The organism is Paenibacillus sp. H1-7 (genome assembly GCF_022354825.1).
Taxonomy (GTDB): Bacteria; Bacillota; Bacilli; order Paenibacillales; family NBRC-103111; genus Paenibacillus_S.
Genome location: NZ_CP031168.1, coordinates 4315358 through 4330348, shown reverse-complemented (window position 1 = coordinate 4330348; position 14991 = coordinate 4315358). Strand labels below are relative to the sequence as shown.

The 14991-nt window shown below is 39.8% G+C and carries 16 protein-coding genes and 1 riboswitch; of the genes, 15 read left to right on the top strand and 1 reads right to left on the bottom strand.

The features are described from left to right. Position 1 precedes the first annotated feature (1 nt). The 15 genes from DVH26_RS19185 to DVH26_RS19115 all read left to right on the top strand — a co-directional run bounded on the left by DVH26_RS19185 (position 2) and on the right by DVH26_RS19115 (position 13392). Positions 2-1366 carry an ABC transporter substrate-binding protein gene (locus tag DVH26_RS19185; protein WP_239624207.1) on the top strand — a complete coding sequence of 455 codons (1365 nt, stop codon included), beginning with the start codon at positions 2-4 and terminating at the stop codon, positions 1364-1366. A gap of 67 nt (positions 1367-1433) precedes the next feature. Then, a complete protein-coding gene (locus DVH26_RS19180; protein WP_239624205.1) occupies positions 1434-2336 on the top strand; it encodes a carbohydrate ABC transporter permease in 903 nt (300 codons plus the stop codon). Between the two features lie 13 nt (positions 2337-2349). Beyond that, positions 2350-3177, top strand: coding sequence for a carbohydrate ABC transporter permease (locus tag DVH26_RS19175; RefSeq protein ID WP_239624203.1), 828 nt, complete (start codon positions 2350-2352; stop codon positions 3175-3177). Between the two features lie 569 nt (positions 3178-3746). Continuing rightward, the gene (locus DVH26_RS19170) at positions 3747-4751 is read left to right on the top strand and encodes a phosphotransferase (RefSeq protein ID WP_239624201.1); all 1005 of its coding nucleotides are present in this window, start codon (positions 3747-3749) and stop codon (positions 4749-4751) included. Positions 4752-4891: 140 nt separating this feature from the next. Then, complete coding sequence (locus DVH26_RS19165; RefSeq protein WP_239624199.1) at positions 4892-5359, top strand: hypothetical protein; 468 nt, start codon at positions 4892-4894, stop codon at positions 5357-5359. A 159-nt stretch (positions 5360-5518) separates the two neighbouring features. Beyond that, positions 5519-6127, top strand: coding sequence for a chloramphenicol phosphotransferase CPT family protein (locus DVH26_RS19160; protein WP_239624196.1), 609 nt, complete (start codon positions 5519-5521; stop codon positions 6125-6127). Positions 6128-6302: 175 nt separating this feature from the next. After that, positions 6303-6410, top strand: a riboswitch (SAM riboswitch). Positions 6411-6494: 84 nt separating this feature from the next. Then, on the top strand, positions 6495-6977 hold the full coding sequence (locus DVH26_RS19155; RefSeq protein WP_239624193.1) for an NUDIX hydrolase: 483 nt from the start codon (positions 6495-6497) through the stop codon (positions 6975-6977). A 148-nt stretch (positions 6978-7125) separates the two neighbouring features. Then, complete coding sequence (locus tag DVH26_RS19150) at positions 7126-7728, top strand: hypothetical protein (RefSeq protein WP_239624190.1); 603 nt, start codon at positions 7126-7128, stop codon at positions 7726-7728. Positions 7729-7767: 39 nt separating this feature from the next. After that, positions 7768-8475 carry an HAD family hydrolase gene (locus tag DVH26_RS19145; protein WP_239624188.1) on the top strand — a complete coding sequence of 236 codons (708 nt, stop codon included), beginning with the start codon at positions 7768-7770 and terminating at the stop codon, positions 8473-8475. Between the two features lie 169 nt (positions 8476-8644). After that, positions 8645-9706, top strand: a complete 1062-nt coding sequence (locus DVH26_RS19140) for an ankyrin repeat domain-containing protein (protein ID WP_239624185.1) — start codon at positions 8645-8647, stop codon at positions 9704-9706. 828 nt (positions 9707-10534) lie between these two features. After that, entirely contained in the window at positions 10535-11005 is a 471-nt protein-coding gene (locus tag DVH26_RS19135; protein WP_239624182.1) for an NUDIX domain-containing protein, read from the top strand. 148 nt (positions 11006-11153) lie between these two features. Then, the gene (locus tag DVH26_RS19130) at positions 11154-11894 is read left to right on the top strand and encodes a GNAT family N-acetyltransferase (protein WP_239624179.1); all 741 of its coding nucleotides are present in this window, start codon (positions 11154-11156) and stop codon (positions 11892-11894) included. A gap of 397 nt (positions 11895-12291) precedes the next feature. Further along, complete coding sequence (locus tag DVH26_RS19125) at positions 12292-12519, top strand: hypothetical protein (RefSeq protein ID WP_239624176.1); 228 nt, start codon at positions 12292-12294, stop codon at positions 12517-12519. Between the two features lie 67 nt (positions 12520-12586). Next, positions 12587-12895 carry a hypothetical protein gene (locus tag DVH26_RS19120; protein ID WP_239624174.1) on the top strand — a complete coding sequence of 103 codons (309 nt, stop codon included), beginning with the start codon at positions 12587-12589 and terminating at the stop codon, positions 12893-12895. Between the two features lie 254 nt (positions 12896-13149). Then, positions 13150-13392 carry a hypothetical protein gene (locus DVH26_RS19115; RefSeq protein WP_239624171.1) on the top strand — a complete coding sequence of 81 codons (243 nt, stop codon included), beginning with the start codon at positions 13150-13152 and terminating at the stop codon, positions 13390-13392. A gap of 429 nt (positions 13393-13821) precedes the next feature. Here DVH26_RS19115 and DVH26_RS19110 read toward each other — a convergent pair whose 3' ends face one another. Continuing rightward, positions 13822-14781, bottom strand: coding sequence for a hypothetical protein (locus DVH26_RS19110; RefSeq protein WP_239624169.1), 960 nt, complete (start codon positions 14779-14781; stop codon positions 13822-13824). Positions 14782-14991 lie beyond the last annotated feature (210 nt).

Here is a 14991-nt window from a genome sequence, read left to right as displayed (position 1 = left end):
TATGAAAACACGTATAGTTCCGGCGTTGCTTGGATTGGCTATGGCGGGCAGCTTGGTGGCCTGCAGCAGCGATAACGGGCCAAGAGAAGGACAAGGGAATAAACCCATAGCGAAAACGAAGATTACTTACTGGACGGGTGACCGTCACGACTCTGATTTTATTAAAGAAATGGTTGATAAGTTTAATACGACAAATCAGGACAACATTGAAGTCGAGCTGGTGGTCAAGGGCGACGATTTCGACCAGGCGCTCGATCTATCGTTCCAAACCGCGGAACCGCCTGATATTATACGGGTCAAAGAAAATACGATTCAAACGTTTTATAAAAAAGGCTTCCTAGCACCAATCGACGAATTCATGACCGACGACTTGAAAGCCAAATTCCCGGAGATGAAAGATCTGAACAGCTTTGACGGAAAAAGATACAGCCTTCCGAATTACGGCACGACGATGCGCCTCATCTACAACAAGGAGCTTTTCGCTAAAGCGGGTATTACAACCCCCCCGACAACATTGGCGGAGCTGGTCGAGGATGCAAAGAAACTTACCGAAGCTGGCAAAGCCATTGGAGCTTACGGATTCGCACAAAATTTCAAGAATCCAGGCAGCGCGCTCGGCCGTTCCTCCCGTGTCATAGCTGAGGTCAGCGGCTACGGAGGGTTCGGATATGACTTCAAGACTGCCCGCTACGACTTTAGCGGCATGAAGCCGATCATCCAGGCGTTCAAACAAATTAAAGACGATGGCAGCATGCTGCCCGGTGTGGAATCACTTGATATCGATCCGCTGCGTGCGCAGTTCGCCCAAGGTAAAATCGGGATGTATCTCTCATTCTCAGCCGAAGCGGGTGTATATCAATCGCAGTTCCCGGCCAAAATCGATTGGGCGGCGGCACCGGTTCCATCAATCAATGGAAGCTTCAACGGAGCCTCGGGTTTCCTGGGCGGCCAATGGCTTGCACTCAGCTCAAAAACGGCTAATAAAGAAGCAGCCTGGAAATTTATGAAGTACATGTACAACGATTCTTTGCTGCAACAGTACCAGGAAAAAGGATTCGGCATTGCGATGGTGCCATCGATAAGCGCGATAGCGGCCAAGCCTCAAGTGAAGGGCATCGAAGGGTTCCTGCCTAACAAATATGATGGTGTCTGGCCAGTCTATCCTGTCGTGCCAGTACAAGGAACAAAATCCGATGATGCCTTCTTCAAGTACATTCTAAGCGGAGGCGACTTGGACTCCATCATAACTGATTTGAATACGCGCTATAATGCTGCGCTGGATACGGCTATCGCCAAAGGCGACGTCAAGGTGCAGCCTATGCCGGATTTCAAACCTTCAGACTTAGCTGGGAAATTTGTCAAATAACATTTATATGAGGATGGGGATGACCGACGCCCCATCCTTATGTATACAAATAAGGAGTTGAGATGGATTGAATAAAGCCAAACATGCCGCTTTTGCCTACAGTTACTTGCTTCCCAGCTTTATTCTAACCGCTGTTCTAGGGATCTACCCGATCTTATGGGCCATGAGGTATATGTTTTACGATTATAAAGGGTACGGTCAGGAACGGTTTATTGGATTGGATAATTTTGTCCGGGTAATGAAGGACCATGATTTCTGGGATTCCGTCGTAAATACATTTGTTTATGCCGGTGGGAAGCTGGCCATTTCGATTCCGCTGGCACTACTTTTAGCCGTAATACTTAACCGGGGGATTCGGGGCAGGAACCTGATGCGGGCGATATTTTTTATGCCGACGATCATAAGCACGGCCGTCATGGCCGTTGTCTTTTTTACAATATTCAATTCGTATAACGGCATTCTGAATCAATTTCTGATGAAATACAAGGTTATTCATCAAGCTATCGATTGGCTCGGCGTGGATCATTCCATGCTGACCGTGATCATTGTAGCTGTCTGGGGGGCTGTCGGCAACTACATGCTGCTTTTTCTTGCGGGTCTTCAGAACATCCCGGAGGACGTCTATGAGAGTTCCTCTCTCGACGGAGCGAATAAGCTGCAACAGTTCTGGTATATTACGATACCGATGCTGGGTCCGGTGCTGCAAATGATTATCATGCTTGCAATTATCAACGCACTCAAAGGGTATGAAAGCATTATGGTTATGACCGATGGAGGCCCGATCGGTAAGACAACGGTTATGTTTCTCTATGTATACAAGCTTTTTTTTCCTACTGCAGGCACCGGAGCGGCTTCGCAGGTACAGGAAATCGGGTATGGCAGCGCCGTTGCCTTCGTCACCGCGATTATTGTGGGGCTGATCACGTTACTATATTTCTTTGGTTCAAAACGGCTGAACCGCAACGATTGAGGAGGATAGCATCATGAGAATCGTATGGAACATCGTCTTATGGGTTTTTCTGCTTCTGGTTACGTTAGTCACGTTGTTTCCGGTTGTCATCACAATCTTCGGCTCTTTCAAGACGAACATCGAACTAACCACGGGCGCGACTTTACTGCCCTCCAGCTGGCAATTCGGCAATTACGTGGAAGCCTGGAAGCAAGCTAATTTTTCGACCTACACCAAAAACAGTTTATTTGTTGCGATTACCGTTACGATCGGTACGTTGTTAGTATCTTCGATGGCCGCATATGTTGTACACCGGATGGAGTTTCGGGGGAAGAAGCTGTATTTCGGAATTCAAGCCTTTACGATGTTCGTCGCAATCGGCGCTGTCGTCTTAAGACCCCAGTTCGAATTAATGATCAAACTGCAACTGCATAATACGCTGTGGGGTGTCATCCTTATTCTGATCAGTGCACATGCATCAACCTTTTTCATTCTTCTTAGCTTTATGAACGGCATTCCCAAAGAATTGGACGAAGCGGCGCGCATCGATGGTTGTTCGAGGGGAGGAACATTCTGGAAGATTGTTGTTCCGCTGCTGACGCCGGGACTGGGTGTCAGCGCGCTGTTCACGTTTCGCGGAGCATGGAACGAATACCTGCTGCCGTTTGTGTTTACTATGAGTAAGCCCAAATTGCAGACGCTGACCGTCGGTCTCGCCAATTTGAAATATGGGTTAGCTGCCGCTTCGCAAACGCATTTGATGATGGCGGGGGCCTGCTTGTCCATCCTACCGATCCTGATCGTCTACTTGTTCGCCAACAAATCATTTATGCAGATGACAGCAGGTTCGTTAAAAGGCTAGCCTGCCAGTATACTATGGAAGAACATGGGTTGATTTGTGAGGAAATGCACGGCGCATATGCTGGACCTAACGCTCCAGAAGCAGATATGCTGGAATTTGTAAAAAACAACTGGGTTCAAAAGGCAGCACTGTCATTCCTTTGGGGATTTGGCGCAATTAACACTAACGGATAAGGATAATTGTAATTGAGTAAAAACAGCAGCAACGCCAAGGACGATCATTGCTGCTGAACTTATTATTTTGGTGATCGAAAAAACACATCATATAATGTGTAACAATATACAAGGACAAGAACTTGTACCGATTACCGTATTGGACAAGAACTTGTTCCTATTGCCGGTTAGGCAAATATCTAATCGTCATCTCGCCCTTCAATTCATTAAACTAACGGGTACGTTAGCTTCGTCAGCCGGCTGGAATGTTCGGCTGCCGTCGTTATGCTAACGGGCAGTTTGCGCAAAAACGATTCCATTTTATGGAGATTAAAGTTACAATGAAGCAAACAAGCGTTCTTTTTATTATGCTGAACTCCACTACTGTATGGAAGAAAGGGTGGGAAGAAAGACAAAATGGAAAAAGAAGTTTATCGGGATTTACTACAAGACGAGATAATCCAAGACATGAAAATAAAATTCGATATAAAAGTAAATTCAGTATCGCCATTAGATTGGAATTATGGGAATGTTTGTTGGATAATGAATTCCGACAGAGGGGGTCTCTTTGTAAAAGTACACGATAAAATACGTAATACACGAACAATGGAAGGGACACGCCAAGCATTAAAATACCAAGATCAGATGCATTTCGCGGATATTCCATGCCAACCAGTACTGTCCTACAAAGGAGAGTATACTTACGTGACATTAACAGGTGAGGAATACACCATCACGGGTGCAAGCGAGGGAAAACATATCGATGCTGGACAAGCAAATCCTTCACAGTTATTCTCTCTCGGGAAAGCAACGGGACGAATGCATAATTGGTTGAAAAAAAACTTGCCGCACAATGAGCTGCCCAACTGGGAATTAAAATCAAAAGAAATTATGAATACTAGACTCGAAAAAAACCTGCAGGAAACGATGTTTGCTGAGCATGACAGGTATGTTGACGCTATTATACGTCAGATGGATATTTTACAGCATATAGATCTTGGTGAACTAAGGACGTGCAGTCGTGGCTGGGCGCATTGGGATATGCATATAGATAATTTAATGTTTCGAGATGACCAGATAGCTGATATTATTGATTTTGATCGGATTAGCTACGTTTACACTGATTTTGATATATCGAGATCATTACTGTCTTGTGCACTAACATCGAATGGTTTTCCATTGGAAAATGTTAGAGCTTACGTCGATGGATATTCGGAGAGCACCATTTTAACGGCAGATCGTATCGCGCGATCTCTCAAGTTAACGTGGTACAAAGAATGTAAGTGGGTACATGCAAAGTATAGTAAGAATCGACCTATGAGTCGTTTTATAGAAGAGTTGATCTGGATCGGAGAAAATTGGGATTGTTTAGAAGAAGTCTTCAAGGAGATAATAAAATATCCAGACAATATCTCATATTAACGATTCACGCTAACGGGTACGATAGCTTAGAGCTACCACCAGGGTAGCTTTTTTTTAATGGTGAAGTGACGGTAACAACTATACAATAATTATCGTCTAAAGAGTATGGGGTAATATATATGAAAGTCAGGGGTGTAATAGTGTATCCTTTAAAAATGTATCTAGCAATTTTTGCTGTAGCTTATATTCTTATTGGATGCCAGCCAGATACAGTATCGGTAAGACCTAACGATGAATTCATTAAGAGCTTTATCAGTGAGAATAACATTAACGTTGCAGAAATAGTAAAGTACAAACAATACACAGCTATTGCTTTTAGGAACGATAGAGAAGTTGGACTCTATTTGGATCAATCGGGCAACGGGAGATTCTCGAAACATTGGGAGAACATCGAGGGTAATGTTTCACCAAAACGTTTTATTGGAGGATTTAATGACAAGTACTTAGTGGAATATATAATTGATGAAGATATTCTAAACCAAATCCATACTTATAAAACTAAAGAAGGAACCTTTAAAAAAGAGCCAAATCAAAAATGCTTTGTTTTTCCTACAGGTACAGGGGGGATTACTTATGTTGATCATAATAATAAACCGATAATAATTTAGATTCATGCATTGAGCTAACGGGCACGATAGCTCAATAAACAATTAAAACACGGCTTCAGGCATGGATTGGCAGCCGCTTGACGCTACAGGGCAGTTATGCTCAATAATGTAAATACATGTATAATTATGTAAATCTTAATGAGGATGGTGATCTGTAATATGAAAGGGAAAATCATCTACCTTAACGGTACTTCTAGTGCTGGAAAGACAACTCTTGCAAGTGAGTTAATAACTGTTCTACCGGAGAAATATCTGTACCTATCTCTTGATAATTACAACCATGAAGTTGGAAAAATGTTTGTTAGTTTATTAGCGTTGGATCCTGAAGTTATGAAAAATGACTTAGCACAGGGAAAAAAGCTGCTTCATAAACCAATACTTGAACTGATGTATAATACGATTAAAGTTGTTTCTGAATTGGGAATGAATGTTATTGTCGATGATGTGCTTAATAACAAGTTTTGGTTGGAAAAATGTTGTGTCCTATTACAAGATCATCCATTATTTTTTGTTAAAGTTTTTTGTCCATTAGAGGAGTTAGAACGAAGGGAGACGCACAGGGGAAATCGAACAATAGGGAAAGCAAGTCGTCAACTTGAGACGATTCATCAACATGATAAATATGATATAGAGGTTGATACATACATAAATACATCTTCAGAATGCGCTAATCAAATTTATGAAGCGATCTATATCAACAAACTGGAGCCTAAAGCATTTAAAGAAATATATCTGCAAGCTGATGGTAATTTCGGTGGGATTGCTTAAAATCAGTTCCTTTGACTTTATTCACAACATCCAGCAGACAGTCAGTGATTAAGTCGGTTATCTGCTCCGCTAACGGGTACGTTAGTTTAATTATCAACGAAGATGCGGTTGACAGCATTTTCTTGTCTATGTTAGATTAGTATGAATAAATTGGAAAACAAGATAAATATTCACACTCTTATCCAGAGTTCGGTGGAGGGACTGTGCCCTATGAAACCGCGGCAACCGACTTGATCAAGCACGGTGCAAATTCCTGCAAGGTGATTTCCTTGAGAGATGAGAGGGAACATTAGTTTATTTATGCATGAACTGATACCCCCCCTTTCAATAGGGGGGTATTTTTATATTCTTGACTGGGGGGATTTCAATGTCGATAAGAACCAGAGTTGCATGTGTTGCAGTAAGAGATGGGCATATAGTTCTCATGGAAAAGCTGATCCCTAGCTACTTCAACTATAAACAGTTAGCCCCACCGGGAGGTGGGCCGGAGCTACATGAAACACTGGAGGAAGCGTGCATTCGTGAAATGGATGAGGAGACGGGATTAAAAATAAATTGCCCTGTTCTTAAAGGAGTCGTTTCGTATATCAACCACGGTAACAACGATCATGCTGTAACATTTTTCTTTGTTACCGATGAAGTTCAGGGCGAACTTATAACTAAAGAGCCCGAGAAGCATGTTCCAAGGTGGGTTGAAATTGAAACATTAACAGATAATAAGTTGGTTCCTTGTTACTATAAAGAATTTTTAAAAATCATGTTAAATGAAAATAGTGTCGTGCTGCTCAATGCACGTTTAGAATGGAATAAGAAAGACTCTGATAAGAACTTTATTTGGAGTATAGTTTGAACTAACGGGTACTTATCCTTAATGGAAAGATTAGTTATAGTAGTTAAAGTAATAGTTAAACTGTTAAAGTAAGGTTAGAACCATCGTAATAGTATAGTCCATGAAAGGTGTGATTGCGATATAGTCCATGAAAGGTGTGATTGCGATTATGAAGCTAAAACACCAAATTACTGAAGATGTGATGATAGCTGAGTTTTTGAAAGCTGAAATCGATTCACAAAGATACGGCTCTACAATTAAAAAAGCACTGGGTGATGTTGAAGTTAGTATTATTACTAATCCAAACTTGAATGCTGAGGATGAAAATAAATACAGAAAGTGGTTGTTAGGTGAGGTCAGAGGATATGGAAAAAATAAGGCGTTATTTGAGAACTTCCCTTCTGAGGTGAATTGGAGAATAGCGGTATTTAGCCAAGAAGATCTCCAATCTGTTATGTATATTGATTATAGCTATTGGAATGGACTCTCAAATAATACCAGACTTCCCATGGATGCTGCTAAAAATGTATTAAATAATGTTGAGATATATGGAGTGAAAAATGACGGCTTCAGAGCAATAAATTCTGTAATAAAGCAGGGCAAGACCTTTCCGAAAATGATTTTTGTTTCCTGTAATGAAAACTCAAGGATTGTTGCATTGGAGGGGCATGCAAGGTTAACTGCATACTTTATCGATAAGGAGTATATACCTCCAGAACTTGAAGTCATTATTGGTTTCTCTGAAGATTTTGCTGCCTGGGATTTATATTGAATATCACGGAAGTCGAAAGGGTTACATGGGGTGATAAGGATGTCTTTTTTTAAGTTGATTTTGTTTGATTTAGATGATACTTTAATTCATTTTGATGATTACTGGGAAACCAGTGCTAAAGAGACGTTCTGTAAGCATGCTACTACAAAAGAATTTGACTGCAACAAAATGTTTGATGTCTATCGTGAACAAGACAAATTTTTTGAAGATTTGTATCATAAGCAAGAGATTACGATCGATCAGTACCGGATAAATCGTTTTATCCATACATTAGCTCACTTTGGGAAATTTGTAGATGAAGATACTGCAGTAGATTTTGAGAATTTATATAGAGGTATTAGTCGGACACATATGAATACTAGTTCTCAATTAATGGACCTCTTATTTAAGTTGAGACAACAGCACTTTCTTGGAATTGTGACCAATGGAACAACAAGTTGGCAATATGATAAGATTGATGCGCTTGGAATAAAGTCTATAATTCCTGCCGAATCAGTATTTATTTCTGAAAAGGTCGGGTTTGAAAAACCCGCCCCAGAGATTTATTACTGTGCGATTGAACATTTCCAAGTTTCACCGGATCAAACTCTTTTTGTTGGGGATTCGTGGAAGAACGATGTTGAAGGTCCATCGAAATTAGGTATTAGGTCTGTATGGATAAATAAAAAAGGTCTTCCCATACCTAATAAGGACATAAAGCCATATGGAATCATAAGCAATATCAATGAGTTAAATGATCTGTTGTAAATATCAGCAGCCCCATTATTCTAATTCGACGAAGCCAACCAACTCGCTTGGCTGCTATTCATTAGAGTGGCGGACAGATTAGTTGAGTAGAATTTATATTGTATTTTTTGGAATAATGTAATATTCTTGGAGGGTTAATCAGTTCTCTAAGATGAAGGAGTTGGATTAATTGGAAGATACCCTCATTTATTTATTAATTCAAGAAGAGAATATAGAAGAATTGCAGAAGTTAATCACTACTGGATGGAATATTAATAAGCATATAAAAACAAAGTATGGTATAGAATTTCCTTTGTACACATCTATCTCAAACAGGAAATATCAAGTGGCCAAATTCCTTATTGAGCATGGGGCAGATCTAAATGAACCCGAGAATCCGCCTATTCATATGGCAGCGCGGGATGGGAATGTTGATTTAATCAGTTTGCTAGTAAATAGAGGGGCAGACGTTAACATAGTTAGTAACAGGGGATACACTACGATTGAAGCTGCAACAAGCCCTAAAAATAAATATGATGTCCTGGAACATCTCATAAAACTTGGAATACGTGTGGATGAATTCGGAGGAAAAGCCCTTCGCAGCTCCGCGATGTCAGGTGATAAAAATATTGTTGAATTGTTGATAAACCATGGTGCTGATATAAATTACAATCAGATCGATCAAGTACATACTAGCGGCTCAACACCTTTGGAAGTTGCTGTGCAATTTAATAAGGTTGATGTCGCCAAATTGTTGTTAGAAAAACACGCGGAAGTGACAATTACCGACTGCTGGGGCTATCGCCCATATCATCATGCTAGGATCAATAACTGCACCGAGCTGCTGTCTCTAATAAAAGAAAGAGAGCCAGTGGAGTGGCATAATCCGGAGAAAATTATCCAACGCTTATTAAAATACCAAGTACCCGAAGAAGTAATTAATTTTTTGCAAGAAGGAAAAAAGATTGAATTAGAGGATGCCAATACAGAATTTATAAGATTTTCATCGCTTGAGGAAGTACGTATTTTCACTTGGGAAAATAAATTAGTAGTCGATCTCGTATCAGAAGTAGAGAATTACGATAATACAGGGTTTTTAGTTTGGCTTCCAGAGGAACTCTACTTTGCTACTTTCGATGTAGAGCATCGTAAATTTGCAATTTTACATGATATGACTTGGAGTTCTTTAATTGAAAATCCCGGACAGTATATTGATCGTATACTTGACTGGGAATACTTTGAAGAAGACTAAGACCTGTTAAATCACTATATTCTCAATGACAAACAAGTTAAGAAATTTTTTTTTGAGATCTATCAGTCTTAAGCTAAAGGGTACGATAGGTATGATACTGCAATGAACATGAAGTAGACCGTCACAGCAGCGGCTTCCTTTTCGTTGAATTTGAGTCATTTAAAAACTTTGGCCAGAACAGCGACTGAAGAGTATTTAACGGATAACGACTTCAGGGATGGTCTTTATTTTTTTCTAAACGAGCCTAATGTTATATTAGACTCGTTTTTTTATGAAAGGTGAGAGGGAATGATGTTTGAGTATGATTTTGTAAGAATATATTACGGCAATATTGGAAGGCTTCTACAAATTTTTAGACCTGGTCCGCTAGTTCCTTATATTGAATTAATATTTGAAAAGCAGAAATAAAGTTTGGCTAAAGATAAAAATGTTCAGAAGTAATATTGGTGAGCTTGAAACAGAGAAGGGAAGTGTTGCTCTATTGCGCTAAACGGGTACGATAGTTCAATCTGAGCAGGGAGCAGACGGTGCTGCTTCCTGTTTCGTTAAAGTAACGGGCAGATTACGTTAATGCGAATGGGGAGAATTTTATTCTTGACTTTAAAGCAATGTGGCGGGTATTATTACCATAAATAGATGATTAAGGAGAATATACGATGTTAATTTTGACATTAAAACAATCTCACCATCATGAAAAGCGTTAATCCATTCCTCAAAAAATTAGGGATGGACGCAATTCGCGCTTCCCATCCTGCGATATGCAACGCGCAGGACTTTAGGGTCTAGCGCGTTTTTTATTTTTGTTACAAAAGAAACGGAGGATTAAAAATGGCAATCATGACAGACTCAAGAGGTAATATTTTTTTGGAGTTTATTAACATCGAGTATGATAAGCTCATTACAATTGAACTGGATGCTCCACTAACACATGCTCTAATAGTGGTGAAGTGCCAAGGAAAGTACCTTTTCTTGCATAATAAGTGGAGAAAGAACTGGGAACTACCAGGAGGTATTATTGAACCGGGAGAGAATGCTCAACAATGTGTAATTAGAGAATTATTTGAAGAAACCAATCAAAATATTGACACGGTTGAGTTCAAAGGTTTAATGAAGTTTAGACTTCAGCCAAGTTTTCATGGACCTGAACGGACAGAGTATGGGGCTCTGTTTATGGGTGAACTGTACCAACTTGATGATTTTGTTGAAAACGATGAGGCTTCTTCAATCATTCTTTGGGATGGTACATCACAGATTGGTGATATCGCCGAAATAGATAGGAAATTAATTGAATTCGTGTGATAGATGATTAAACTATCGGGTACGTTATTTCAATGCCATTCAGGAGCAGTTTGCCGCCGCGGCAGCTGCTCTTTCTTTCTAGGGCAGGACAACGGGGTCCATCCATATCATGGTATTATGGAGTTATGAAGAGAAAGGAAGGATAACGATGATAATGACGCAAAAAGAAATGCTATTCATTGTGCAATCACAACTTGCTATTGACCTGAATTGCTCAATCGATGACCTAAACGGTGAAAAGGACAGTATTATTTTTGTTGAAGCTAGAAAAAATCCTGGATGCAGACCAATTCCTAGGAAGGCACGTTATTTCGAAATCCTGTCTATGGGAAAATCAATTGTAGTATCGGCTACACCCGAACGGTTGTTAATTGCCAAAACACAGATGCAGGGCAAAAACAGTGATACCGTATTCTCCCTACCATTTATCAGAGGCCTTTACTTGCATTTTCTGCCTGATATAAAAAGAATAAAGCCAACGTCACCGCCGAATTTTTTTTCATTTGAGCTGATTAAGCGAGAAGAAGTGGTCAGTTTATTTGATGCTACAAGATTCAATGAAGCTATTATATATGATACGAATCTTCCCTGGCAGACGGATCTGGCTGTGCTTGCAAAGCAAGATAGGGAAATTGTTGGTGTGGCAGGAGCAAGCAAAACCTGTGAAAAACTTTGGCAAATTGGCATAGAGGTATTACCCAAATATCGTAATTTGGGATTGGCTAGTTATCTTGTAAACAGATTAACTTTTGAAATATTGGAACGTGGAGAAATACCGAGTTATGATGTAATCGCCAGTAACATTGCTTCACAGAGAGTAGCTCATCGATTAGGGTATTTTCCCGCATGGGTGTCTGATTGGCGATGCAATTTTGAAGGACTTGAATAGTAATTGTATCCAAGAACTTCAACTAACTGGGAATGTTATGCAAGACGCTGGCTGACGGAATTTGTGATTGTCAGTTGTGATAGAGGAGGCAATTTTAATTGAATGCAATAGAGCTAATATTAATAAGACTTATTTTCATATTGTGTTTCCTTTTTTCTGTTCTTCTCATTGTTATTTTTCCGGTACTTAATGCGCGTAGTAAAGTATTCTCCATAATAAGTTTCAGTGCGGGGTTAATAAGTTTAACTGCTTTAATTTATAACTATATTCAATTCACCTTATTAAGGCAATTATGACTATTGAGCTGAAACAAAAAGATTAGCAGCATTCTTAAGATGTTTTTTAAACAAACGGGTTCAATTGTGAGGAGCAGTTATGAAAGACAGGTGGAAGTATATTGATGAAGTTCATGTTTAACGGAAAGTATTTTGTTCTTTATATTCTTATCATGATTTGTATGAAGTTAGGCTTGAAGGAAGTAATGAATCACAATCTTCCTGCTGCGGTTATGGTTGATTCGATGGGACTAATTTGCTTCTGGACATTGATCTACATTGCTTATAAGTATGGAGAATCAGATGCTAAGAAAGCAATCGATACCGAGGACTCAAAATCTAAAAAATGAATTAAGCTAACAGGTACGATAGGTGAACAAAAGTTAGAATTTGATTTGTCATATTGGAGGTAATGGGATGGAGCAAGCAACAAATCCTGATATTGATTTATTGGTAGAACTTTTAGTCGAGGGTTTCTTAGTACCACTTAGAATGGGTGACGGTATTAAGAATGATTTGGTTACACAAATATTTACTTTATTAGATAGGATTTCATTGAAATATTTAGATCAAGATAGTATACCTAAGAGTCTGGCTGAACTATTTATTGATGTATACCCAGCCATGCTTTCATCGACCGGATTGTATGATTCTATTGTTGAAAATGAAATAATCGATATTGCTGATAGATTGCTTGATAAGTTCAGAAATGTGATGTATCCCTAAAGAGTTTATTGATAGAAGGATCACACTGTTTATCAGGTAAGTACGATATGTAACTATGATCCCGAAATACTTCCACTCTTACCTCCAGTTACTGCCTACATTCGTGGGGTTAGATGGGAAGCTTGAACTTGATGTGGAGTGGGGAGAATCCAGAAAATTGAAGAAATTTTTTATCTGATTCGTAATGCGTTGAACTAGCGGGTACGGGAGAAACCCATGTTTTCAATAATTTAATATCAAAGAAGAGGAATGAAATGGCTATGTTCAAATGCGATTGTGGCAAGGCTTTATCTAATTCCATTGTTCCAAACGAAATACAGTTAGTTATATTTACCGATCTCGAATGGGAACTCATACAAGAAAATATTCAAGATGGTGGGGATATTTTCGATGTGCAGCCTAAATATGATGTATGGCAATGTTCCAGAGTGTATGTCTTTAGTAATAAGGGGTTAATCATGCAATATCGAATTGAAAAGGACTATCGAAAAGAATAACATGTATCTTTTATTTTATAATGTAGTTAAATGGGTTCGTTGAACTAACGGGTACGATAGTTAAATGAAAAGGGAGGAATGTGCCGTGTGGCAGCTACTCCCTATTTTTATTGAGTAGAGGACGGGATCAGCGTTTTTCCTCTAAGCTATAAAATGGTCTCGTCGAATGAGCATCGTCTGTAAGGTAGAGGTAAAAATCGCGTATTTGGTAGTATAATGGTGAGAGTAAATATTCAGAAAGCAGGATGTTTGATGAAAAAGATATTGATAACTGACGATACGATTCGAATCCTCGCTGTTTTATTTCCAGGGTCGAGCCACCATAAAAAACGGCGTGTTTATTCCAATTGCGTTCCTTGCCAGTATGGAAAAGTAACATGAGATACTTTTCATTTCGGGGTTGCGGTTAAAAGACCATAAATGTTTTAGTTACCCTTCATTCGTTAACCAAGAGGCATCATAAAACAAAGTCACACTAACTCCCGAAACACCATCTACTGGATCGCCATAGTCATATCTTGCGATAATCTTTCCCTTCTTGTATACGTAGCCGTGAAAAAATTCGCCTCTCTGTGTAAATCCTGCCGTTTCCAATGTGGTTTGCATCGATTTTATATGAGCGTCTCTGCTATCAGTATTAACGAAGAAGCTCAACGTCAGCATATCATCCAAAGCGGCAATATCCATCTTTTTCGGCGGAGTACCAATCGGTACGCTGAAATCCGGCGTTGTATCCTTATATACATTTATAACCTTGTTGATGAGGGATGGGTCAAACACATATTTTACTTTAGGCTCCGCCATTATATTGGGTAAATTTCCATCTGATGAATTCGCGTAGACCACTGTCAGATTGTCGTCTATGCCATGTTCAACCGACCATGTCATAAGAGTGTTATCGCTTGCGCGGCCATAAACGTCATTTTCCGTTTTGCCAAAAATCCTATTGATTAAAGCGCTATCGGTAATCGGCCCATAGCCCGCGTCTGATAGCAATTGTGGAACATCTAAGAGTGGACTTGTAAGTTTATATACGAATGTCAGTTTTTGATAGCTGTCTTCAATCTCCACAAAATAAGGCTGTGTATCGACTAACGCCGGTGCATTTTTGTAAGCAGCAGTAACTTGGTCGAAGTATGATGTATCAAAGGCATGTACCCTGACATCGGCTGATATTGGTTTACCTTCCGGCTCATGACTGACCGAAACCACATGATCTGTCCCCACGGATTCCGTTGGTTGAATTGCCGGCGTGTTTTCCGTACTAATTGGCGGTACGCTTGTATCAGCTGAGCAAGCCGTAATTGCCATGAGCACGATGGTTAAAGTAAGTAACGTGCCGTACAACCTACTTTTAAAACGCCAAGCAGAATGATAATTTATTGTCACAACGAACCTCATCATCGAAACCTCTTTCCCGGTTGCCGCCTTGTTGAACGTATAACTCGTCGTTTTTCCGTCCGGCTCTTGCACGCTCTTCAGCCGAGTTAGCACACTCTATATATACTATAATCCAAATAATAACATTCGTCATTCATCTGATGACACAAAACATTATCCCATAAGTTCATTGGCGTATTATTATGTAAATACAGTTGG